Raw genomic sequence first — 21,561 nt, 5'->3', positions numbered from 1 at the left:
AGCACCGATGGTAACGGCGACCGGCCCGCAAACCCCGGAAGACACCGCGGGGCACAGCTGTTCAGTCGACGAGCACGGTGGCGAAGGTGGCGATCTGCCGGAAACCCACACGGCTGTAGGCACGTCGGGCGATGCAGTTGTAGTCGTTGACATACAGGCTCGCCGTACGTCCGGTCGCGACAACGGCATTGGCGACCGTCGCCGTGCCCGAGGTACCCACGCCCGCGCCGCGGAAGTCGGGATGCACCCACACGCCCTGGATCTGCCCGGTGCGCCGCGAGAGCGAGCCGATCTCGGCCTTGTAGACCACCACGCCGTCCTCGAAACGCGCCCAGGCCCGGCCCGATTCGATCAGGCTCTGGATCCGGCGGCGATAGCCGCGCCCGCCGTCGCCCGCGCGCGGGTCGACGCCGACCTCCTCGATGAACATGGCGATGGCGGCGACCAGATAGCGGTCGATCTCATCGGGCCGCACCCGGCGCACCCGCCCGTCGGCCCGCGCCACCGCGGGCTGGGCCAGCGCGAGCAGCGGCTGGGCGGCCCGCAGTTCCCTGGCCGGACCCCAGGCGGGCAGCAGCAGCTCCCACAGCGGCAGCGTGAGTTCCTGCCTGCCGACCACCGAGGAACACACCCGCGGCCAGCGCACCGCCCGGTCGGCGAAGGCCCGGATGGCCTGCTGGTCACCGCGCAGCGGGACCAGGTTCGCACCGGAGAAGCACAGCGAATCCGCGGGACCACCGCGGCTCCACAGCTCGCCGGACCCCGAACGCGCGTCCAGACCGAACTCCTGGACCCGCGCGGCGATCATGCACGAGGCGACCGGGTCGGCATCGAGCACACGGAGTACTTCGCCCAGGTCCCGGACGGATACCGGGCGCGCGGGGGCGGTTTTGGACCGTCGCGTCGGCTCCAGCAGACTCCGCACGGGACCAGCCTGCCACGAAAGCCGTCGCAGCGGTACGGGTCCGCCGAATCCGAGGCCCGACCGTGAGTGGCGGATCAGCCGACGGTCACCTCGGGCGCGCCCGGCTGCTCGCCCATCTCCTCGGCGATGCGCATGGCCTCCTCGATCAGCGTCTCCACGATCTGGGCCTCCGGCACGGTCTTGATGACCTCGCCCTTGACGAAGATCTGGCCCTTGCCGTTCCCCGAGGCGACCCCGAGATCGGCCTCCCGCGCCTCACCGGGACCGTTCACCACACAGCCCATCACGGCCACCCGCAGCGGCACCTCGAGCCCGTCCAGCCCGGCGGCCACGGCATCGGCCAGGGTGTACACGTCGACCTGCGCGCGCCCACACGACGGGCACGAGACGATCTCGAGCTTGCGCGGCCGCAGGTTCAGCGACTGCAGGATCTGCCCGCCGACCTTGACCTCCTCGGCGGGCGGCGCCGAGAGCGAGACGCGGATGGTGTCGCCGATGCCCTCGCCGAGCAGCGCGCCGAAGGCGACCGCGGACTTGATCGTGCCCTGGAAGGCCGGGCCCGCCTCGGTGACGCCCAGGTGCAGCGGGTAGTCGCTCTGCGCGGCCAGCTGCCGGTAGGCCTCCACCATGATCACCGGGTCGTTGTGCTTGACCGAGATCTTGATGTCGCCGAAGCCGTGCTCCTCGAACAGGCTCGCCTCCCACAGCGCCGACTCCACCAACGCCTCCGGGGTGGCCTTGCCGTACTTCTCCAGCATCCGCTTGTCCAGCGAACCCGCGTTGACGCCGATCCGGATCGGGATACCCGCGGCACCGGCTGCCTTGGCGACCTCGCCGACGCGGCCGTCGAACTCCTTGATGTTGCCCGGGTTCACCCGCACCGCGGCGCAGCCCGCGTCGATCGCGGCGAAGATGTAGCGCGGCTGGAAATGGATGTCGGCGATCACCGGGATCTGCGACTTCTTGGCGATGGTCGCCAGGGCGTCGGCGTCCTCCTGGCGCGGACACGCCACCCGGACGATGTCACACCCGGACGCGGTCAGCTGGGCGATCTGCTGCAGCGTCGCGTTGATGTCGTGGGTCTTGGTGGTGGTCATCGACTGCACCGAGATCGGCGAGTCGCTACCGACGCCGACCGAACCCACCTTGAGCTGGCGGGTCTTGCGCCGGGGTGCGAGAACAGCAGCGGGAGCGGCGGGCATCCCCAATCCGATGGTGCTGGTCACGGTCGGCTGCCTTCTTTCGTGCGAATTCTCGGTTTCGACCTGGCTCGTCTGCTGCCGAGCTTAGTCGCGCTGGGTGGGGCGGCGCCCTGTGAGGGCCACGACAGAGGTTCGCCGCGGTTACTGCAAGCGGATGGGATTGATGATGTCGGCGGCCAAGGTCAGCACCATGAACGCCCCACCGATCACCACCGCCACATACGTCACGGGCAGCAGCTTCAGATAGTCGACCGGACCGGCCGGGGCCTTGCCGAGCCAGCCACGCACGATGTCACGCAGCTTCTCGTAGAGCACCACCGCGATGTGCCCGCCGTCCAGCGGAAGCAGCGGCAGCAGATTGAACGCGCCGAGGAAGAAATTGAGGCTGGCCAGGACCAGGATGAACACACCCCACAGGCCACGCTCGGCGGTCTCGCCACCGATCCGGCTGGCGCCGTACACGCTGACCGGGGTCTCCGGATCGCGCTCGCCACCGGTGACCGCCTCCCACAGCGCCGACACCTTCTGCGGCATCTTGGCCAGCGACTTCACCGTCTCCACGAAGAAATCCCCGGTGAACGACACCGTCGCCGGGATCGCGGCGAGCACGCCGTACTGCTGCGGCTCGGCGAAATCGGGGCCGACGCCGACCGCGCCGACCTCACGGGCCGGGCCCTCCTTCGGCGAACGCAGCACCCGCTCCGGGGTGACCGGCACCGTGAGGGTCTCCCCATCCCGTTCGATCGTGTACGTGAACGGACCGGTCTGCTTCTGGGTCTCGGCCTGGAACTGCGCCCAGGTACTCACCTCGACACCGTTGACCGACTTCACCACATCACCGCGGCGCAGCCCGGCCCGCTGGGCCGGACCGTCACCGGTGCACGGCGCCAGGCTCTTGTCCGGCGTCTCCTGAGCGACACAGCTCATCGTGCCCAGCGACGTCGCGGGCGGCTGCTCGAGCTGCGGCAGACCCCACCCCACCGCCAGCACCACCAGCAACAGGAAACCCAGCAGGAAGTTCATCGCGATACCGCCGAACATCACCACCAGGCGCTTCCAGGTGGACTGGCGATACATCGCCCGCTCCACCTCCTCCGCCTCGAGCTCGTCGAGCGCGGTCATCCCGGCGATATCGCAGAAACCACCCAGCGGCAGCGCCTTGAGGCCGTACTCGGTCTCCCCACGACGGAACGAGAACACCTTCGGCCCGAAACCGATGAAGTACCGGCGCACCTTCATGCCCGTGGCCTGCGCGGCCCACATGTGCCCGCACTCGTGTAGCGCGATCGAGATCGTGATACCGAGGGCGAACAGTGCGAACCCCAGCGCGAACAGCATCTGGCTCCTGTGTCATCTGGCGGCTGGCGCCGCGGGTTTTCGGCAGTGCTTCTCGGCGGCTGGCGCCGCGGGTTTCGGCCTCGTTACCCCGAATCCGAAGGGCGATACTCCGGCTACGCCGTTACGTCTCGCCCTTCGGATCCGGGGCGGCCGAAAACCGTGGTGGCTGGGTGTTGTGCCTGACGTGTCGTGTCCCTTGGTTCAGGTCGCGATGGTCTTCGCGGCGTACTCCCGTGCCCAGTGGTCGGCCGCGAGGACGTCGTCCAGGGTATCGGGTTCGGCGTGCCAGCGATCGGCGGCCTCCACGGCGCGTGTGACGGTGCCCACGATCTCGGGGAAGGTGATCGCGCCGTCGAGGAAGGCCTGGACCGCTACCTCGTTGGCGGCGTTGTAGACGGCGGTGACGCTGCCGCCCGCCTCGCCCGCTTGCCGGGCCAGGCGTACCGCGGGGAAGACCTCGTCGTCGACGGGTTCGAAGGTCCACGTCGACGCGGTGCTGAAATCGCACGGTGCGGCGGCGCCGGGGATGCGGTCGGGCCAGCCGATGGCCAGGGCGATGGGTAGGCGCATGTCCGGGGGGCTGGCCTGGGCGAGGGTGGAGCCGTCGGTGAAGGTGACCATGGAGTGCACGATCGACTGGGGGTGCACGGTGACGTCGATGCGGTCGTAGGGCACGCCGAAGAGCAGGTGGGTCTCGATCAGTTCCAGGCCCTTGTTCACCAGGGACGCGGAATTGAGCGTGTTCATCGGGCCCATGGACCAGGTGGGGTGGTGCTTGGCCTCGGCGGGGTTCACCGATTCCAGCATCTCGGTGGTCCAGCCACGGAACGGGCCGCCAGAGGCGGTGAGCACCAGCCGGTCGACCTCCTCGGCGCGGCCGCCGCGCAGGCACTGGGCCAGCGCGGAGTGCTCGGAGTCGACGGGGACGATCTGGCCGGGGGCGGCGGCGCGGGTCACCAGCGAGCCACCGGCGACGAGGGATTCCTTGTTGGCCAGCGCGAGCCGGGTGCCCGACTCCAGGGTGGCCAGGGTCGGCTCCAGGCCGAGCGAACCGACCAGCGCGTTGAGCACGACGTCGGCCTCGGTGCGGCGCACGAGTTCGGTCACCGCGCCGGGACCGCCCAGCGCGAGCCCGAGTTCCCTCGCGGCGGCCGGATCGGCGACGGCGGCATTACGTGTGCCGGTGGCGGCCATCTGCTCGGCGAGCAGGGCGCGATTGCCGCCGCGCGCGGCCAGCCCGACCACCTCGAAGCGGTCGGGGTTGGCGGCGATGACCTCGAGCGCCTGGGTGCCGATCGAGCCGGTACTGCCCAGGAGCAGCACCTTCACCCGGTCGGCGGACGTGGTGTCGTCGTGCGTGGCACGCGTTGCTGGGTGGGACACGGGCCCATTGTGGCAGGGCTGCTGGCTACGACATGCGGTCGTATGCCACGATATGCACACTCGCCTTACCGTTACTCGAGCCCTAAGGAGCGATCGTGGCCGCCACGGACCTCGAAAAAGCCAGCACCGAGCGCCCTGTCGCCACCAGCGTCGACCCCGCCGAGGTGCCCTCGGCCGCCTGGGGCTGGAGCGGTGAGTCGCGCAAGACCGCCCGTATCGCGGCGTGGGTCGTCATCGTCGCCCTGCTCGGCATGACCATCGGCAACCACCAGGGCCATGTCGAGGACATCTTCCTCATCGGTCTGGCCGGCCTGATGGCGGCCATGCTGGTCATCGACTCGCTGACCCAGCGCATCCCGAAGTAACCTTCGGTACGAAGACACTCCGCCTGCGGCCGCGACACTGTTGCGCCGCAGGCGTTTTCGTGTCAGCGGCCGCGCCGCGCCCCCGGCTTGCGGCCGCCGCCCCGCGGACCACCCTGCTTCGGGTTCTGTTTCGCGGCAGGCTTCTTCGCCGTCTTCTTGGCGGGCGCCTTCGCCCGTCGCGGCGGTTCCGGCGCCGCGGCCGCCCCCCGCGAACTGTTGGCCGAACGGCCGCGCACGATGCCGACGAACTCCTCGACCAGCTCCCCGTCGGCGCCCGCGGGCCAGGCCAGCGCGATCTCGGTGAACGGGGTCTCGCCGATCGGCCGGTACACCAGGTCGCGCCGGTGATGCAGCCGGGCGATGGACTGCGGCACGATGGTCGCGCCGCCGACCGCGGCGACCAGGGCGAGGGTGTCGGCGGCCTGATCCAGATCGGTGCCGTCCTGGATCCGCTCTGCGGCCAGGTCGGCCGGGGTGAGGCTGTCCAGCAGCGAGAGCTCGTCGTCCTTGCGGACCACCGCGACCGGGGTCTCCTGCCACAGCGGGATGGCGTTCAGGGCGGTGCGCTCGATCGGCAGCCGCACGAAGCACAGGTCCACCCGGCCCTCGCGCAGCGCGGCCTCCTGCTCGCCCTGCGGCACGCCCAGCACCTCCAGGGGATGCTCGGGCAGCCGCTCGCCCCAGATCCGCGCCCACTTCGACACGGTCACACCCGGCACGAACCCCACCCGCAGGCTCGCGAGCGCCTCGGGCTTCTGTTCGCGTTCGGCCTGCTCGGCGGCGCCGATCAGGGCCCTGGCGTGCGCGAGCAGGGCGGCGCCGTCCTCGGTGAGAGTCGTCGGCGAGGCACCGGGCACGAAGACCCGGGTGCCGAGTTCCTGCTCCAGCTCGATGACGGTGGCGCTGAGGGCCTGCCGGGAGATCCGCAGCCCCTTCGCGGCGCGCGCGAAATGCAGTTCCTCGGCCACGGCGACGAAACGACGCAACCGGGCGAGGTCGATGGAGTCGGCGGCGGTGACGTCGAAGTCGCTCATTCTGACCAGAATATGGCACCGGCCGGATCGGCCGACGCGCCGATCAGAGGTTGAACAGCACCGCGACGAGCACCATGATCGCCGCCACCACCCCGAGCACCAGGACATAGGTGCCCAGCACCGATCCCCAGTTGTTGCGGGCGGGCGGCACCGGCCGGGGCACGGGCTGCTGCCACGGTTGCGGCATCGGCGGGCGCGCGACCTGCGGCGGCGGAACGGGCGCGGCCACCGGATACGGCGCGGCGGCGTTGCCCTGCGCGTTCACCGGGCGCATCGGCTGCATCCCCACGAACGGCTGGGCGTGCGAGCCCGAGGTGGGCCGGGCCAGCGGGCGGGCGCCGGTGGTCGGCGAACGCAGGGCACGCTGGGCGGCGTCGACGAATTCCTCGCAGGAGGTGAACCGGTCGGCCGGGCGCTTGGCCAGCGCGCGGGCCATCACCGCGTCGAGCACCGGCGGCAGCCCGGCCCGGCGCGGGCTCACCGGCGGCGGCGGGGACTGCAGGTGGCCGGTGATCACCGCGGCCGGGCTGGCCGATTCGAACGGCGCGGAGCCGGTCAGCAGGGTGTACAACGTGCAGGCCAGCGAGTACTGGTCGGCGCGATGATCCAGCGGGACGCCGGTGAGCTGTTCGGGTGCCGCGTAGGCCAGGGTGGCGGTGAACGAGCCGGTCTCGGTGAGGTGGCCGGAGTCGTCGCGCAGCCGGGCGATACCGAAATCGGTGAGGTAGACCCGTTCCTGGCTGTTGGAGCGGGCCAGCAGGATATTGGCCGGTTTCACGTCCCGGTGCAGCACCCCGGCCCGGTGGGCGTAGTCGAGCGCGGCGGCGGTCTCGCCGATGATCTGCAGGGCGCGGTCGGGCGGCAGGGTGGCGGGATTGAGCGTGGACGCGTCGACCCCGTCGATGTACTGCATGCTGATCCAGAGCTGATCGTCCTCGACGCCGCGGTCGAACACGGTCACGATATTGGGGTGGTCGAGCTGGGCGACCAGATCGGCCTCCCGTTCGAACCGGGCCCGGATCTCCTTGTCGGTGAACAGCTCCTGATTGAGCAGCTTGAGCGCCGTCCAGCGGGGCAGACGCGGGTGCCGGGCCAGGTAGACCGAGCCCATCCCGCCACGACCGAGCTGCCGGTCGATGGTGTATCCGGCGAATACCGTTCCGTCAGAAACCACGCTGACCCCCGAATCTGGCTCGTCGTCCGACGCGCTGGACCCTATCAAACGGCGTACATCGAGGGTCGGGGTCACTCACACCGGTACCGCGCCCACCACACCGCTGAACCCCACGGCCAGGGCGTTCAGATCCCGATATCCGCCCGAGCTGCCCGGTCGCAGGGCGAGGAAGCCCGCGTCGTCACTCCAGACCCAGATGCCCGCACCGAGGACGATCACCAGCACCAGTCCCACGGCGATCAGCCACCCACGAAAACTGCGGCTAGGCACATGCTGGGCCGGAGCCGGTTCCCACGTCGGACGCGGCTGCGCCGCCGGAAACTCCGATGACCGCCGCGGGGTACCCGATCGTGCCACCGGAGATCCCGGCCCCTGCGGCCCCGATGACCGACCTGCCGGAACTCCTGACGCACGTCGCGGAGCGGCCGACTGCCCCACCGAAGCCCCCGAGCCCCGCTGCGGAGCAGCCGACTGGCCTGCCGCTACTCCCAGTGGCTCCGGCGGAGCGGATGACTGCCCCACCAGAACTCCCGGCTCGCGCTGCGGGGTCGACGATTGCCCGGCGAGAACTCCCAGCGCACGGCGAGGGGCGGACGGCTGCACGGCGACGGGCGCGGGTTGGCCGAGAGGCGGCACAGGATAGGGAGCCGGGCTGGACGAAGCACGGTTGGCAGGCACGGACGGGACAGCGGCCGTCGGTCCCCCGTCGGCGGGCTGCCGTACAGCTCGGCGCGCGGCGGTGGCGAATTCCGCGCACGAGTCGAAGCGTTCGGTGGGGTGTTTGGCGAGGGCGCGGGCCAGGACCGTGTCCAGGGCGGCGGGTAGCTCGGGGCGGTGGGCGCGTAGCGATGGCGGGGTGGACCGCAGATGGCCCTGGATGATCTGCGCCGGATTGTCCGACTCGTAGGGTGTGCGGCCGGTGAGCAGCGCGTACAGCGTGCCCGCCAGCGCGTACTGGTCGGTGCGGTGGTCCAGCTCGGACCCGGTGAGCTGCTCGGGCGCGGCGAAATCCAGGGTGGCGGTGAAGGTGCCGGTGCGGGTGAGGTGCAGGGCGTCCTCGCGCGGGCGGGCGATGCCGAAGTCGGCGAGCAGCACCCGCCCGCGCCCGCCGGTGTCGGCCAGCAGGATATTGGCCGGTTTGACGTCGCGGTGCAGGACACCGGCGCGGTGGGCGTGGTCGAGCGCGGCGGCGGTGCCCTCGATGACGTGCAGCGCCGTCTCCACCGGCACCGGGTGGGCGAGGGCGGCGGCGTCCACCCCGTCGACGAACTGCATGCTGATCCACAGCCGCTCGTCGTCGACGCCCCGGTCGTACACGGTGACGATATTGGGATGCTCGAGCCGCGCGACCAGATCGGCCTCGCGCTCGAACCGCGCCCGGATCTCGGTGTCGGCGAACCGCTCCGGGTTCAGCACCTTGAGCGCGATCTGCCGGTTCAACCGCGGATGCCGCGCCAGGAACACCGACCCCATCCCACCCTGACCGAGCTGCCTGTCGATGGTGTAACCGGCGAACACCGTCCCCGCAGAAATCATCCCCGCCCCCGAATCTCGTTGTCCGACGGGACTTTATCAAGGGAACGCGACAGACCCTCAGCCCAGCGGGAAGCTCGCGACCTCGGCGAGCAGCGCCGGTTCGACCTGGTCGGCCTGCGGATACGACGGGCCGTCGGAATCCTGGTAGAACAGCAGCACCCAGCGCTCGCGACCGGCCTCGGCGAAAGTGGACACCACCGCCGAACCGGCGTAGAGCTCCAGTTCGGCGGACTTCCGGCCACGCAGGAAATCGACCCGGTAACCGGTGGTCGACTGGCCGTTCTCGGTGGTCTCGGCGAAGAAACGAGAGACCACGCTCGCCGCCATATCCGCCGTCGGATAGACGAAGAAGGCATACCGCGCGCCGTCGTGGGTCTTGTCCTCGCAGCTCCACTTGGCCGAGAAGCCGTCGAATCGCTTGGTCCAGAACTCGCTGTAGGTGTCCTTGTCCCGGTATCCCTCGCAGCGGCGGCCGTCGTAGCCCGTGCCCTTGTCGTAGCCGCTCGGCACCATCTCGGGGAAGGCGTCGTGCAGGGCGTCCATGGCCTGGTGGCCGGGAGTGTGCCCAAGCATCTCGGCCACCACGGTGTCCTCGTCCTGCCAGGCCCAGATCGCGGCGGGCAGCGCGAGTACGGCGGCCACGGCCAGGGCGATCAGTCGGCGAGTGCGGCGGCGGGGATCCGGGGCAGGCGCGTCCTCCGGGACCGGTGTGCCCGGCGTCCCGGGATGCGCGGGGTACGGATACCCTGCCCCGATGCCGGGTTGCGCTCCAGCTCCGGGATGCGCGGGGTGCGCGACGAGGCCGGGACGCGCAGCGTTCGACTGCGCACCGGCACCGGGGAGCGCGGCGTGCGAGTGCGCACCGGCACCGGGGAGCGCGGCGTTCGACTGCGCACCGGCACCTGGGTGCGCAGCGTGTGGGTACGCGCCGGGTGAAGGCACAGCGTGACTCGGCGGCACAGGCGACACGCGGCCCGCCTCGTGCGGCACGCCGACCGGCGGCGAGGACGGAAACGGCTGGGCGGCACCGGATCCGCCACCGTAGGCACCCGCCGGTCCCCCACTCACAACAGTCGGCTGACTCCCCGTTCCACCGAGAGCGCGCCGGGCGGCGGCCGCGAACTCCGCGCACGAGTCGAACCGGTCGGCGGGACGCTTGGCGAGGGCACGGGCCAGCACCGCGTCCAGCGCGACCGGCAGATCGGGGCGGCGGGCGTGCAGTGAGGGCGGCGGCGCCTGCAGGTGGCCGCGGATGACCACCGCGGGGTTGTCCGCGTCGAACGGCGCGACCCCGGCCAGCAGCGAGTACAGCGTGCAGGCCAGCGAGTACTGGTCGGTGCGATGGTCGAGGGTGGCGCCGGTGAGCTGCTCGGGTGCCGCGAAAGCCAGCGTGGCGGTGAAGGAACCGGTCTGCGTGAGGTGATGGACGTCGTCGCGCAGACGCGCGATACCGAAGTCGGCGAGCAGTACCCGCCGCTCACCGTCGGCGTCGGCCAGCAGGACATTGGCCGGCTTCACATCCCGATGCAGGACACCCGCCCGGTGGGCGTGGTCGAGCGCGGCGGCCGTGCCCTCGACGATGTGCACCGCGAGCCCGGCCGCCACCGGATGCGGCAGCGTCGCGGCGTCCACCCCGTCGACGTACTGCATGCTGATCCACAGCCGCCCGTCGTCGATCCCCCGGTCGTACACCGTCACGATATTGGGGTGCTCGAGCTGCGCGGCGAGGTCGGCCTCGCGCTCGAAGCGGGCCCGGATCTCGGTGTCGGCGAACAGCTCCGGGTTCAGCAGCTTGAGCGCGGTCTGGCGGGGCAGGCGCGGATGCCGCGCCAGATACACCGACCCCATCCCGCCGCGCCCCAGCTGCCGCTCGATCGCGTACCCGGCGAAGATATCCCCCGTCGCAAGCAATGGTCCCCCGTGTGTCCGGCCGATCCGTCCCGGCCGACGCACCGACGACCGCTACCAAAATAGACGGTGCGCCCCTATCCGCGCGGATCAGTCCTCGACCCGCACCCCCATCGACCGAGCCGTCCCGGCCACGATCCGCATCGCCGCCTCCACATCGGTGGTGTTCAGATCGGGCAGCTTGCGCACCGCGATCCGCCGCAACTGCTCCCGGGTGAGCGCCCCGACCGGCACGTGCCCGGGCTGCGGCGAGCCCGCCCGCCCGAGCGCGGCCCGGATCAGCGACGCCGTGGGCGGCGTCTTGAGCCGCATGGTCCAGCGTTTACGGGCATCGATGGTGATGACGGCCGGGATGATCTCCCCACGCCGATCCGCCGTCGCCGCGTCGTACCGGCGTTTGACCTCGAACGGAGGAATCCCGGTGGGCCCGAGCATCTTCCCGAGGACCATCAGCGAGGCGTTGCCCGCCTCGAGTTCGATAGTGACTGTGACAGAGGCTGTTCCGCGCGCCATAGTCAACGATCTCGAACCCACACCTCGATCCGGTCCCACGACGATAACGCCTGGGCCGCAACATATTCGACGCGATCAGCGCCGAGGGGTCACCTTCGGCGGCGAACTGACCGCAAGCGCGTGCTGGTCAGCCGGGGACCGCGACCGTGGTGAAGCGAAAAAGGTCGACCGGCCCGTTCAGTTCGTTCATTACCCCCATCAGACCCTGACAGGTGTGCTGGTCGTAGAAGAAGATGCCCGTTCTCCCCGAGAAGATCCGGAATCCGTGCCAGAACTTGAGCTCAGGAAGGTGCACGGTCGGCTGTGGACCCTGTGGCCTGCTCCAGTCGCGACTCTCCGCGATGCGCTCGATCGCCGCGTCGATCAATGAATTCTCGGCAGCCGCTCCGGCACTCAGGAAATCCGGCCGCATCGCCAGCTCATCGTGGAAGTAGCCCCACGGAACGACGAAATCCTGCGCTGTTCTGAGAAGTTCCCGCACGTGAGCGACTCGATCACGCAGTGCGAGGGAATCTTCGGCAACCACGATGCAACCCTTCGATTGTGTGCTGGACATCATGTCGATCAACGTCGGCGGCCGACGACTCCCATCGGATGACTGTGCCGGAGAACGTCACTGCGCCCGAGCGCGGCGCATCGGCTCAACTAATACCAGATCCGCATAGCTGAGGTCGCTGATCGAACGAGTTGACCCAGCGATGCCCGCGCTCCGAGCGACCTCACCTTCCTGCGACGCTATCCCGACGACGCTGGTGGTTGCCGTGCCGGTCTCGGCGAGAGGCCTATCCGGCGCCCACACTATCCTTCGGCGGCGAGCTGACCACATGCCGCGGCGATCTCCTGACCACGGGTGTCGCGGACCGTGCACGAGACGCCCTGGGCGATCACGCGACGGACAAACTCACGCTCGACCGGCTTCGGGCTAGCGTCCCACTCACTCCCCGGCGTCGGGTTGAGCGGAATCAGGTTCACGTGCACCAACGGGCCCAGCGCCTTGTGCAACTTCTTACCGAGCAGGTCCGCCCGCCACGGCTGATCGTTCACATCACGGATCAACGCGTACTCGATCGACACCCGCCGCCCCGACTTGTCCGCGTAATACCGTGCCGCATCGAGCACTTCGGCGATCGACCAGCGATTGTTCACCGGCACCAGAGTGTCACGCAGTTCGTCGTCGGGCGTATGCAGCGAGACCGCCAACCGCACCGACATGTCCTCATCGGCCAGCTTGCGGATCGCGGGCGCCAGCCCCACCGTCGACACCGTCACCGAACGCTGCGAGATCCCGAGCCCGTCCGGCGCGGGCGAGGTGATGCGACGGACCGCGTTCACCACCCGCTTGTAGTTCGCGAGCGGTTCACCCATGCCCATGAAGACGATGTTGGACAGTCGGCCCGGTCCGCCGTGCACCTCGCCGTCGCGCAGCGCCGCGGCCGCGGCGCGCACCTGATCGACGATCTCGGCGGTGGACAGGTTGCGGTTGAGCCCGGCCTGGCCGGTCGCGCAGAACGGGCAGGCCATGCCGCAGCCCGCCTGGCTGGAGATGCACAGGGTGTTGCGGTCGGGGTAGCGCATGAGCACGCTCTCGAGCAGCGTGCCGTCGTGGGCGCGCCAGAGGGTCTTGCGGGTGTCGCCGGAGTCGCACGCCAGGTGGCGCACCACCGACAGCAGCGGGGGGAACAGCGTCTCGCCGACCTTGGCGCGGACGTCGGCGGGCAGGTCGGTCATCTGGGCCGGGTCGGCCTGCAGCCGGCCGTAGTACTGGCGGGCCAGCTGGTCGGCCCGGAACTTGGGCAGGCCGAGCTCCTGCACCGCGGTCTTGCGCTCATCCGCGTCGAGATCGGCGAGGTGGCGCGGCGGCATGCCGCGACGCGGGGCATCGAAGACGAGGGGCAGGGAGGTGGCCATAATCCCACCATTGTCCCAAACGCGGCCGCGGCCCCGGTGAGCGGGCCGCCACGCCGGGCGGTGTTATCGAGAAGATGCGTGCACCGGCCATAGCCGTCGGCAATGATCGAGTCATGTCCACCAACGCAGAATCGGGCGCGACACCGGCCGCCGAGGAGCCGGTCCCCGAACACCTCGACGGCAAGCACCACAAGCGGGTCCCCGCCGAGACCACCCCCACCCGGCGGCCCACCCCGGACGCGCTGGTCAAGTCGCGGACCGGCTACACCTGGATAGCCCTGCTGGCCGCGGCGATCCTCGGCGTGCTGCTGCTGATCTTCATCATCCAGAATCTCGACCAGGCCCCGGTCCAACTGTTCTTCTGGGACTTCTCGCTGCCGCTGGGCATCACCGTGCTGCTCTCGGTGATCGTGGGCGCGCTGGTGATGGGCCTGGTCGGCGGCGTGCGCATCCTGCAGTTGCGCCGCGCCGCCAAGAAGCCCTGACCGGGCTCAGAGCAGGGCGCTGAGCACCAGCCAGGACACGAACGCCGAGGGCAGCATCGAGTCGAGGCGGTCCATGATGCCGCCGTGCCCGGGCAGCAGCGTGCCCATGTCCTTGATCCCGAGCTCCCGCTTGATCTGCGATTCGATCAGATCGCCCAACGTCGCCACGAGCACCAGGCCGACACCGAGCACCACACCGATCATCGAATTGGCGTCGAGCAGCAGCGTGACGGTCAGCAGACCGCCGATGACGCTGAACACCAGCGACCCGCAGAAGCCCTCCCAGGACTTCTTCGGGCTGATCGCGGGCACCATCGGATGCCTGCCGAACAGCACCCCGGCGACATAGCCACCGACATCGGAGCACACGACCAGGATCATGAAGGTCAGCACCCGCAGGTTGCCGTCGGGTTCGAGCAGCAGCAGCGTCGAGAACGACGCCAGCAGCGGAATCCAGGACAGCGTGAAGATGCTGATCGAGGTGTCACGCAGGAAGTTCTTCGGCGCCTGACTCAACCCGTGGTCGAACAGCCGCCACACCATGCAGACCAGCGCCGTCGCGGCGAACGCGCCGACCACCCCGCGCGCCCCCCACGGCCAGCCCGCCCAGAACACCGCCTGGCCGCCGACCAGCAGCGGGATCCGCGGCACCAGCACATCGGCCTCGCGCAGCCGCTTGGCGACCTCCCAGGTCGCCACCCCGACCGCCACACCGACGACCCCGATGAACACCTTGGGGACGAACAGCAGGATCGCTATGAGCGAAAGCCCCAAACCCAGGCCGACCGCCAGCGCCGCGGGCAGGTTGCGTCCCGCGCGCGAGGTCGGCGGCGCCGGGGCCGCCGCGGGCGGTGCCGCGGCGATCTCGTCCGGCATCGGTTCCGGTGCCGCTCCGGTGGCGGCGGCGTCTTCGGCCACGATTGTCCCGTCGCTCAACTCGTCGTTCCGTTCATCCCCCGCACGAGCGGGACTGGCGAGATCTGGCGCTCAGACCTCGAGCAGTTCGGCTTCCTTGTGCTTGACCAGCTCGTCGATCTGGCCCACGTACTTGGCGGTGGTCTTGTCGAGTTCCTTCTCGGCGCGCCCGACTTCGTCCTCGCCCGCTTCGCCATCCTTCTGGATCCGGTTCAGTTCGTCCATGACCTTGCGCCGGACGTTACGAATCGAGATCTTGGCGTCCTCGCCCTTGCCCTTGGCCATCTTGACCATCTCGCGGCGGCGTTCCTCGGTGAGCTGCGGCACGGTGATGCGCAGGATGTCGCCGTTGTTGGTGGGGTTCACGCCCAGATCGGAGTTGCGGATGGCGTTCTCGATCGGGCCGAGCTGGTTCTGCTCGTAGGGCTTGATTACGACCATGCGCGGCTCCGGCACGGTGATGCTCGAGATCTGGGTGATCGGCGTCGGCGAGCCGTAGTAGTCGACCACGACGCGGGCGAACATGCCCGGGTTGGCGCGGCCGGTGCGGATGGTGCCTAGGTCGTCCTTCGCCACCGCGACGGCCTTTTCCATCTTCTCCTCGGCGTCGAAGAGCGCTTCATCAATCACGACCGGTTCCTCCACTGCGTCATCGTCATCTTCCGCGGTTGCGGGATCAGGACCGAACCAGGGTGCCGATGGGCTCACCGGCAACCGCACGGGCAATATTGCCCTTGATCAACAGATTGAACACCAGCATCGGCATCTGGTTGTCCATGCACAGGCTGAAGGCCGTCGCATCGGCGACCTTGAGCCCCTTTTCGATCACTTCCTTGTGCGTGATCTCGGTGAACATGCTCGCGTTCTCCTCGACCCGCGGGTCGGCGTCGTAGACGCCGTCGACCGCCTTGGCCATCAGCACCACCTCGGCGCCGATCTCGAGGGCCCGCTGGGCGGCGGTGGTGTCGGTGGAGAAGTAGGGCATGCCCATACCGGCGCCGAAAATCACCACGCGGCCCTTCTCGAGGTGCCGCTTGGCGCGTAGCGGGAGGTAGGGCTCGGCGACCTGGCCCATCGTGATGGCGGTCTGCACGCGCGTGTCCACCCCCTGCTTCTGCAGGAAGTCCTGCAGCGCAAGGCTGTTCATCACGGTGCCGAGCATGCCCATGTAGTCCGAGCGGGCGCGTTCCATCCCGCGCTCCTCGAGCTCGGCGCCGCGGAAGAAGTTGCCGCCCCCGATCACGACGGCGACCTGCACGCCGGTCTCGACGATCTCGGCGATCTGCTCGGCGACGGTCTGCACGACGTCGGGATCGAGACCGACCCCGCCCCCACCGAACATCTCCCCACCCAGCTTGAGCAGCACCCGGTGGTATCCAGGGCGGTCGTTACCCGGGTCGGTCATGGGTGGTCGTCTCCTTCGGCGAGGTCGAGAACTGTCGAACTGCGGGCACGCGAATCGGCCGCACAGCAAGGCGAAGCGGCATCCATCCTGCCTTATCCGGTTCCTCCCGCCGCACAAGACCCCCTTGCGCGACGCGGAGACCCAGGAACTAGGGGCAGCTGCCGCCGAGAACCGGCAAGAGCCCCTCGGGAGCGCGCGAACGCGGCTCCCGAGGGGCTCTCGTGCAGGCGGATCAGGCCTGGCCGACCTCGAAACGGGCGAAGCGGGTCAGGGTGACACCGGCCTCGTCCAGCAGGGCCTTCACGGTCTTCTTCGAGTCGGTGACCGACGCCTGCTCCAGCAGGACGACGTCCTTGAAGAAGCCGTTGACGCGGCCCTCGGTGATCTTCGGCAGCGCGGCCTCGGGCTTGCCCTCTTCGCGGGCGGTGGCCTCGGCGACGCGACGCTCGTTCTCGACCAGATCGGCCGGGACCTCGTCGCGGGTGACGTAGCGAGCCTTGAGCGCGGCGACCTGCATGGCGGCGGCGCGGGCGGCCTCGGCCGCGGCATCGCCTTCACCGGTGTACTCGACCAGCACGCCGACGGCGGGGGGCAGGTCCGAGGCACGCTTGTGCAGGTAGGTGGCGACCTGGCCGTCGTAGGACACGACGCGGCGCAGTTCCAGCTTCTCGCCGATCTTGGCGGCCAGCGCCTGCACGGCCTCGTCGACGGTGCCGTTGTCCAGCTTGAGCGCCTTCAGGGCGTCCAGGTCGGCCGGCTTGCCCGCGGCGGCCGCGGTGACGACGGCCTCGGCCAGCTCCTGGAACTCGGCGTTCTTGGCGACGAAGTCGGTCTCGGAGTTGATCTCGACCAGGACGCCGTCCTTGGCGATGACCAGGCCCTCGGCGGTCGCGCGCTCGGCGCGCTTGCCGACGTCCTTGGCGCCCTTGATGCGCAGCACCTCGACGGCCTTGTCGAAATCGCCGTCGGACTCGGCCAGCGCGTTCTTGCAGTCCATCATGCCGGAGCCGGTGAGCTCCCGGAGCCGCTTCACATCAGCAGCGGTGTAGTTCGCCATCGGGGGCGAGCCTCCTCGTGTGTGGGGGTGTCTGGGGGTTTACACCACCTTGCCGACCGCTTCTGAATTCAGAAGGGCCGGCAAGGTGAACGTAGAGCTACCGATCAGCTCAGAAGTCGGCCGGGGTGTGCTGCGCCGGGTCGGCCTTGACCTCGGCAGCGGCCTCGGCGGGCGTCTCGGCAGCGGCCTCGGCGGCCGGGGTCGCCTGAGCCAGCAGTTCCTGCTCCCACTCGGCGAGCGGCTCGCCGGCGCCGGCCTCGGGCTTCGCGTCGCCGGAAGCCTGACCCGCGCGGGCCTGCACGCCCTCGGCCACCGCGGAGGCGACGACCTTGGTGAGCAGCGCGGCGGAACGGATCGCGTCGTCGTTACCCGGGATCGGGTAGTCGACCAGGTCGGGATCGCAGTTGGTGTCCAGGATCGCGATGACCGGGATGTTCAGCTTGCGAGCCTCGCCGACGGCGATGTGCTCCTTGTTGGTGTCGACGACCCAGATGGCCGAGGGCACCTTGGCCATGTCGCGGATACCGCCGAGGGTGCGGTCCAGCTTGGTCATCTCACGCGTGAGCATGAGGATTTCCTTCTTGGTGCGACCCTCGAAGCCACCGGTCTGCTCCATGGCCTCGAGCTCCTTCAGGCGCTGCAGGCGCTTGTGGACGGTCGAGAAGTTGGTGAGCATGCCACCCAGCCAGCGCTGGTTGACGTAGGGCATCCCGACGCGAGTCGCCTCGGCCGCGATCGACTCCTGGGCCTGCTTCTTGGTGCCGACGAAGAGAACGGTGCCACCGTGGGCGACGGTCTCCTTGACGAACTCGTAGGCCTTGTCGATGTAGGTCAGCGTCTGCTGCAGGTCGATGATGTAGATGCCGTTGCGGTCGGTGAAGATGAACCGCTTCATCTTCGGGTTCCAGCGACGGGTCTGGTGCCCGAAGTGCGCGCCGCTGTCGAGCAGCTGCTTCATGGTTACGACAGCCATAGCTCCCGTATCTCTCTTTCGTTGCCGGTTGTCGCAGTCGATCGGCGATCGATTGCCCTGGCGCCACCGAAACCGCCGGACCCGATTCGGGAACCGGGACCAGCCGACGATTTCACTGTTCATCCGCTCGGAGAACTCGCGCGGACATGCCCTCTCGGACGTCCGCAGAACGAGCGACGACCGGATGGACGAGCACAGGTGGCGCGCGAAGTCGGTCCGCGCCCCGGCACGATGGATATCGCCGGGCACAAACCGCGAGTTCAGTCTACGCGGATCCGCCCCAGGGCCGAAATCGCCCCCTTGCGGTGACCTGCGATTCCCGCGGTGAAGTGCGAGATATCCACATCCGGCGAAGTTGTCCCCATTCTCGCTTCGGCCGTTCCGGACGGGTTCGGCGGCGCCCACTGTGGGTGCATGAACATGTTGACGCGAATCCTGATCACCGCTTTTCCGCTGCTCTGCGCGTTGGGGGTGGTGAGTCCACCGGCCGCGGCGCAGCCGGACGAGCCGCCCGTCTCTCCTGCTCCTCCGCCACCGGTCGTCGTTCAGCCCGGGGTGGTGCCACCCGCGGCGCAACGCCCGGCCGGGCCTGCGTGCGATGCGGGTGGCACGGTGCACACCCTGCCCGCGCCGCCTCCCGAGCACGGTGGCGACGCTCGGATGGTCCGGCGGTCGCGGTGTCCGGGGTCGGCGGGTGCTTCGCCGGGATCGACGCCGCCCGCGGTGCCTGCCGGAACTTCGCGGTATCCCTGGCTCGTGCCGGTGCCCGTTCCGGTGCGGGTGTCGGTGGTAGATCTCGCCGATGCACCCCCGGCGTCGCGCCCTGGGCGCCGCGATGGGGAAGCCGGTCGTTACGACGCGAGCGGACCACGACGGCAGACAACGGAGCGCCCTGCCGAGGAATCCGTGGACCGCGCGCCGGGGACTGTGCGGATCGACGTCGTGGTACGGCCGGGGACAACGTCCGGATCCGCCGAAGGGGTGCCCGTGGTCCTGCGCGACCTACTGCAAGCGTGGGCGGCCCAGCAGCGGGTGCAACCGCTGCGCCCGCACCGGTGAACCAGCGTCATGAGCGGCTGCGCCAGTTCGGATGGCGCCGGATCCTCGGCGTGGGTGGTACCGCCGTCTGTCTGCTGCTCACGACCGGCGCGGCGGCAGGGCCGGTGTCGGCCGTCGAGGCCGGGGATTTCGGATGGCCGTTGCGCCCGCGACCGAGCGTCGAGAAGCGTTTCGACAAACCCGAGCGGAACTGGTTGCCGGGACACCGAGGGGTCGATCTGGCGGCGGCGGACGGACAGCTCGTCGTCGCCGCGGGGGACGGCGTCGTGGTGTTCGCCGGGGTGGTGGCGGGCAAACCCGTCGTGTCGATCGACCACGCGGGTGGCTTGCGCACCACCTACGAACCGGTGCGGGCGCAGGTCGTGGTGGGTGCGCGGGTGGTCCGGGGTACCCCGATCGGGACCGTGGTCGCCGGGCACGAGGGGTGTCCGGTGAGCGCGTGCCTGCACTGGGGCGCACGACGGGAATCGGGGGAGCACAACCGGCGCGAGTACGTGGACCCGCTCGGGCTGCTACACGAGGTGCCGATCCGGTTGAAGCCGCTGGAGCCCTGAAGTGACCACTACCTCACACCAGCCGGGCGGTTCGGGACGAGAATCGGGGTGTGCCAGAGAAACCAGCGCTCACCTACCCCGATGTCGGTGCCACCCGGGGCACGCTTCCCGAGGGCTATCACCGGTTCCGCCATCGCCGCCCGATCGGTCACGGCCGCGCGCTGTTCGACCGCGCGGCCGCCCACATCGTCGAGTTCGGCATGCAGAAGGGCGTCGGCATCTTCCAGCGCGCCGACGCCCCCACCGCCGAGCCGGACACGGACCTGGCGGTGTTCCTGGGCATCGGACCGCTCGGGATCACGGCACCGTGCCGGGTGGTCTACGTGCTCGACGAACCCGACCGCCGTGGGTTCGCCTACGGCACCCTGCCCGGTCATCCCGAGATCGGCGAAGAACTGTTCGCCGTCGAATACGAACCCGCCACCGACACCGTCTACGGCCTTGTCACGGCGTTCTCCCGACCGGGTGCCTGGTATGCGCGCCTGGGCGGCCCCATCGTGCGGCTGATCCAGCGCTGGTTCGCCGACCGCTACCTGCGCACCCTGCCGACCGGCGGCTAGGGCGTCGCTCAGAGGAATCCGGCGAGGGTATCGGCTTCGGCGGTCAGCTGATCGCGGCGCTCCGCGGCTCCGAGACGGTCGTATTCGGCCGCGGCGTCCCGCCTTTCGCCGATCTCCCCGCGCACGATCCGCTCGATGTCGTCGTCGGTGAGATCCCGGCGCCGGACCTCGGCAGCCCCCAACCCCACGGGACTGCCCTCCAGCGCACCGGCTTTCACCGCACCGGCATCGATCGCCTCGGCATTGTCGATCGCGGCCAGCACTGACCGAAGCGCCGCGACGGCACTGCGATCCCGCGCCTTCATCGCGGGTTTCAGTCCCGCGCGCAACCGCTCGCGCAGGGAGTTCGTGGGCTGGTCCACCGGTCCGGAGGTCATGGCCGCGAGCCTAATTGCCGCCGGTCCAGCGATCGACCAGATTTCTCGCTGCAGCGGGTCGGCGGGCTGTGCCGTTCGAGGGACGTTGGCGTCAACCGGTGAATTGCCTGATCGCGACGCCGAGAATGCCGATGAGGGCGACAGCGGCGACGGTACACCCCGTGACGGCGACGAGTCGATGGCCGCGGGCGGTGTCACCGCGGTGCAGCGCGTGGCCACGCAGCCAGCCGAGCCAGCTCAGGAGCAGCGCCGCCGCGGTGGCGACCAGCGGAATGACGATGGTGGGCCAGCCGTCACGCGTCGCCTCGTGGGCGAGCAGCAGGGCCACCCCCGCCGCCCCGAGCGCGGTGCGCCGCCAGGCCAGGGCCGTGCGTTCCTGGGCCAGGGTCGGCGCTGTCACGACAACAGCACCGCCAGGCAGGCCAGGGCCGCGACCAGCGCGACACCGACCGAGAGCACCGGGACCAGAACAGTGCCGGGCAGCGGCCCGCCCGCGCGCATCGCGACCGTGACCCGCTGCCAGTGCCGATAGGCACCGAGCGCCACCGCGAAGGCCATGACCAGGCAGCTCACCGCGATCACGCCACCGAACCCGGCCAGCCGCAACGGCTGCACGAGCGTATGGACGGCGACGCCACCGGCCAGCAGCCCGAGCGCCGTCCGTACCCACGCCAGAAACGTGCGCTCATTGGCCAGCGTGAACCGATAGTCGACGTCGTCCTCACCGTCGTCGGACTCGGCCCCGACCTCGGGCAACGTCATCACCACCACCTCCGTCCCCCATCTTGCCGCGCCCCACTCCCCCACAACGCCAACCATGCCGTGACCAACTCGCGCACGACCGCCGCGTCCAGTGTGCCTGCGGATCGGCGAGGCGGTGCCGAACGGGG

The 21,561-nt window shown here is 69.8% G+C and carries 23 protein-coding genes; 4 read left to right on the top strand and 19 right to left on the bottom strand.

Translation table 11 applies throughout. The features are described 5' to 3' along the window. Positions 1 to 61 precede the first annotated feature (61 nt). The 4 genes from WA675_RS02525 to dxr all read right to left on the bottom strand — a co-directional run bounded on the left by WA675_RS02525 (position 62) and on the right by dxr (position 4,848). A complete protein-coding gene (locus WA675_RS02525; protein ID WP_336081511.1) occupies positions 62 to 925 on the bottom strand; it encodes a GNAT family N-acetyltransferase in 864 nt (287 codons plus the stop codon). 74 nt (positions 926 to 999) lie between these two features. Next, complete coding sequence (ispG, locus tag WA675_RS02520) at positions 1,000 to 2,151, bottom strand: flavodoxin-dependent (E)-4-hydroxy-3-methylbut-2-enyl-diphosphate synthase (protein ID WP_336081510.1); 1,152 nt, start codon at positions 2,149 to 2,151, stop codon at positions 1,000 to 1,002. A 117-nt stretch (positions 2,152 to 2,268) separates the two neighbouring features. After that, positions 2,269 to 3,465, bottom strand: coding sequence for a M50 family metallopeptidase (locus WA675_RS02515; RefSeq protein ID WP_336081509.1), 1,197 nt, complete (start codon positions 3,463 to 3,465; stop codon positions 2,269 to 2,271). A gap of 201 nt (positions 3,466 to 3,666) precedes the next feature. Further along, the gene (gene dxr / locus WA675_RS02510; protein WP_336081508.1) at positions 3,667 to 4,848 is read right to left on the bottom strand and encodes a 1-deoxy-D-xylulose-5-phosphate reductoisomerase; all 1,182 of its coding nucleotides are present in this window, start codon (positions 4,846 to 4,848) and stop codon (positions 3,667 to 3,669) included. Between the two features lie 95 nt (positions 4,849 to 4,943). Here dxr and WA675_RS02505 point away from each other — a divergent pair, with 95 nt between their 5' ends. Continuing rightward, complete coding sequence (locus WA675_RS02505; RefSeq protein ID WP_336081507.1) at positions 4,944 to 5,213, top strand: DUF2631 domain-containing protein; 270 nt, start codon at positions 4,944 to 4,946, stop codon at positions 5,211 to 5,213. 62 nt (positions 5,214 to 5,275) lie between these two features. Here WA675_RS02505 and WA675_RS02500 read toward each other — a convergent pair whose 3' ends face one another. From WA675_RS02500 to rlmN, 7 genes are all read right to left on the bottom strand, one after another. Further along, positions 5,276 to 6,247, bottom strand: coding sequence for a LysR family transcriptional regulator (locus WA675_RS02500; protein ID WP_336081506.1), 972 nt, complete (start codon positions 6,245 to 6,247; stop codon positions 5,276 to 5,278). Between the two features lie 43 nt (positions 6,248 to 6,290). Then, positions 6,291 to 7,421: a serine/threonine-protein kinase gene (locus WA675_RS02495; RefSeq protein ID WP_442945535.1), complete on the bottom strand. Its 1,131-nt coding sequence runs from the start codon at positions 7,419 to 7,421 to the stop codon at positions 6,291 to 6,293. Between the two features lie 75 nt (positions 7,422 to 7,496). Beyond that, positions 7,497 to 8,957 carry a serine/threonine-protein kinase gene (locus tag WA675_RS02490; protein WP_336081505.1) on the bottom strand — a complete coding sequence of 487 codons (1,461 nt, stop codon included), beginning with the start codon at positions 8,955 to 8,957 and terminating at the stop codon, positions 7,497 to 7,499. Positions 8,958 to 9,014: 57 nt separating this feature from the next. Next, entirely contained in the window at positions 9,015 to 10,868 is a 1,854-nt protein-coding gene (locus WA675_RS02485; RefSeq protein ID WP_336081504.1) for a serine/threonine-protein kinase, read from the bottom strand. Between the two features lie 87 nt (positions 10,869 to 10,955). Further along, positions 10,956 to 11,378, bottom strand: coding sequence for an uL11 family ribosomal protein (locus tag WA675_RS02480; RefSeq protein ID WP_336081503.1), 423 nt, complete (start codon positions 11,376 to 11,378; stop codon positions 10,956 to 10,958). 127 nt (positions 11,379 to 11,505) lie between these two features. After that, entirely contained in the window at positions 11,506 to 11,937 is a 432-nt protein-coding gene (locus WA675_RS02475) for a hypothetical protein (RefSeq protein ID WP_336081502.1), read from the bottom strand. Positions 11,938 to 12,176: 239 nt separating this feature from the next. Further along, positions 12,177 to 13,286, bottom strand: a complete 1,110-nt coding sequence (gene rlmN / locus WA675_RS02470; RefSeq protein WP_336081501.1) for a 23S rRNA (adenine(2503)-C(2))-methyltransferase RlmN — start codon at positions 13,284 to 13,286, stop codon at positions 12,177 to 12,179. Positions 13,287 to 13,399: 113 nt separating this feature from the next. On the opposite strand from rlmN, the gene WA675_RS02465 reads away from it, so the two are divergent. After that, entirely contained in the window at positions 13,400 to 13,771 is a 372-nt protein-coding gene (locus tag WA675_RS02465) for a LapA family protein (protein ID WP_336081500.1), read from the top strand. 6 nt (positions 13,772 to 13,777) lie between these two features. On the opposite strand, the gene WA675_RS02460 is transcribed toward WA675_RS02465, so the two are convergent. The 5 genes from WA675_RS02460 to rpsB form a co-directional block, all read right to left on the bottom strand. Then, positions 13,778 to 14,647: a phosphatidate cytidylyltransferase gene (locus WA675_RS02460; protein WP_336081849.1), complete on the bottom strand. Its 870-nt coding sequence runs from the start codon at positions 14,645 to 14,647 to the stop codon at positions 13,778 to 13,780. Positions 14,648 to 14,758: 111 nt separating this feature from the next. Further along, positions 14,759 to 15,316, bottom strand: coding sequence for a ribosome recycling factor (frr, locus tag WA675_RS02455; RefSeq protein WP_336081499.1), 558 nt, complete (start codon positions 15,314 to 15,316; stop codon positions 14,759 to 14,761). A 46-nt stretch (positions 15,317 to 15,362) separates the two neighbouring features. After that, a complete protein-coding gene (gene pyrH, locus WA675_RS02450) occupies positions 15,363 to 16,091 on the bottom strand; it encodes a UMP kinase (RefSeq protein WP_336081498.1) in 729 nt (242 codons plus the stop codon). 232 nt (positions 16,092 to 16,323) lie between these two features. After that, on the bottom strand, positions 16,324 to 17,148 hold the full coding sequence (gene tsf, locus WA675_RS02445) for a translation elongation factor Ts (protein WP_336081497.1): 825 nt from the start codon (positions 17,146 to 17,148) through the stop codon (positions 16,324 to 16,326). Between the two features lie 109 nt (positions 17,149 to 17,257). Next, a complete protein-coding gene (rpsB, locus tag WA675_RS02440) occupies positions 17,258 to 18,121 on the bottom strand; it encodes a 30S ribosomal protein S2 (protein ID WP_278263866.1) in 864 nt (287 codons plus the stop codon). A gap of 1,130 nt (positions 18,122 to 19,251) precedes the next feature. Between rpsB and WA675_RS02435 the strand changes: the two genes are divergently transcribed. Together WA675_RS02435 and WA675_RS02430 are read left to right on the top strand one after the other, a co-directional pair. Then, positions 19,252 to 19,734, top strand: coding sequence for a peptidoglycan DD-metalloendopeptidase family protein (locus tag WA675_RS02435; RefSeq protein WP_442945553.1), 483 nt, complete (start codon positions 19,252 to 19,254; stop codon positions 19,732 to 19,734). 50 nt (positions 19,735 to 19,784) lie between these two features. Next, positions 19,785 to 20,294: a DUF1990 family protein gene (locus tag WA675_RS02430; RefSeq protein ID WP_336081496.1), complete on the top strand. Its 510-nt coding sequence runs from the start codon at positions 19,785 to 19,787 to the stop codon at positions 20,292 to 20,294. Between the two features lie 8 nt (positions 20,295 to 20,302). On the opposite strand, the gene WA675_RS02425 is transcribed toward WA675_RS02430, so the two are convergent. From WA675_RS02425 to WA675_RS02415, 3 genes are all read right to left on the bottom strand, one after another. Further along, positions 20,303 to 20,671, bottom strand: coding sequence for a hypothetical protein (locus WA675_RS02425; protein WP_336081495.1), 369 nt, complete (start codon positions 20,669 to 20,671; stop codon positions 20,303 to 20,305). Between the two features lie 91 nt (positions 20,672 to 20,762). Continuing rightward, positions 20,763 to 21,071 carry a DUF202 domain-containing protein gene (locus tag WA675_RS02420; protein ID WP_336081494.1) on the bottom strand — a complete coding sequence of 103 codons (309 nt, stop codon included), beginning with the start codon at positions 21,069 to 21,071 and terminating at the stop codon, positions 20,763 to 20,765. Beyond that, positions 21,068 to 21,433: a YidH family protein gene (locus WA675_RS02415; protein ID WP_336081493.1), complete on the bottom strand. Its 366-nt coding sequence runs from the start codon at positions 21,431 to 21,433 to the stop codon at positions 21,068 to 21,070. Before WA675_RS02415 ends, WA675_RS02420 begins: the two co-directional genes overlap by 4 nt. Between the last annotated feature and the right edge of the window lie 128 nt (positions 21,434 to 21,561).

Origin of the sequence: Nocardia sp. SSK8, assembly GCF_037034205.1 — a bacterium.
Classification (GTDB): Bacteria; Actinomycetota; Actinomycetes; order Mycobacteriales; family Mycobacteriaceae; genus Nocardia.
This window is presented reverse-complemented; position numbering and strand designations above follow the sequence as displayed.

What these genes read in the sequence shown, in the direction of transcription:
- WA675_RS02515 (WP_336081509.1), bottom strand. Translation starts at nt 3,465, where the DNA reads ATGCTGTTCGCGCTGGGGTTCGCACTGTTCGCCCTCGGTATCACGATC.
- WA675_RS02500 (WP_336081506.1), bottom strand. Translation starts at nt 6,247, where the DNA reads ATGAGCGACTTCGACGTCACCGCCGCCGACTCCATCGACCTCGCCCGG.
- WA675_RS02490 (WP_336081505.1), bottom strand. Translation starts at nt 8,957, where the DNA reads ATGATTTCTGCGGGGACGGTGTTCGCCGGTTACACCATCGACAGGCAG.
- WA675_RS02480 (WP_336081503.1), bottom strand. Translation starts at nt 11,378, where the DNA reads ATGGCGCGCGGAACAGCCTCTGTCACAGTCACTATCGAACTCGAGGCG.
- WA675_RS02475 (WP_336081502.1), bottom strand. Translation starts at nt 11,937, where the DNA reads ATGATGTCCAGCACACAATCGAAGGGTTGCATCGTGGTTGCCGAAGAT.
- rlmN (WP_336081501.1), bottom strand. Translation starts at nt 13,286, where the DNA reads ATGGCCACCTCCCTGCCCCTCGTCTTCGATGCCCCGCGTCGCGGCATG.
- WA675_RS02465 (WP_336081500.1), top strand. Translation starts at nt 13,400, where the DNA reads ATGTCCACCAACGCAGAATCGGGCGCGACACCGGCCGCCGAGGAGCCG.
- WA675_RS02460 (WP_336081849.1), bottom strand. Translation starts at nt 14,647, where the DNA reads ATGCCGGACGAGATCGCCGCGGCACCGCCCGCGGCGGCCCCGGCGCCG.
- pyrH (WP_336081498.1), bottom strand. Translation starts at nt 16,091, where the DNA reads ATGACCGACCCGGGTAACGACCGCCCTGGATACCACCGGGTGCTGCTC.
- tsf (WP_336081497.1), bottom strand. Translation starts at nt 17,148, where the DNA reads ATGGCGAACTACACCGCTGCTGATGTGAAGCGGCTCCGGGAGCTCACC.
- rpsB (WP_278263866.1), bottom strand. Translation starts at nt 18,121, where the DNA reads ATGGCTGTCGTAACCATGAAGCAGCTGCTCGACAGCGGCGCGCACTTC.
- WA675_RS02425 (WP_336081495.1), bottom strand. Translation starts at nt 20,671, where the DNA reads ATGACCTCCGGACCGGTGGACCAGCCCACGAACTCCCTGCGCGAGCGG.
- WA675_RS02415 (WP_336081493.1), bottom strand. Translation starts at nt 21,433, where the DNA reads ATGACGTTGCCCGAGGTCGGGGCCGAGTCCGACGACGGTGAGGACGAC.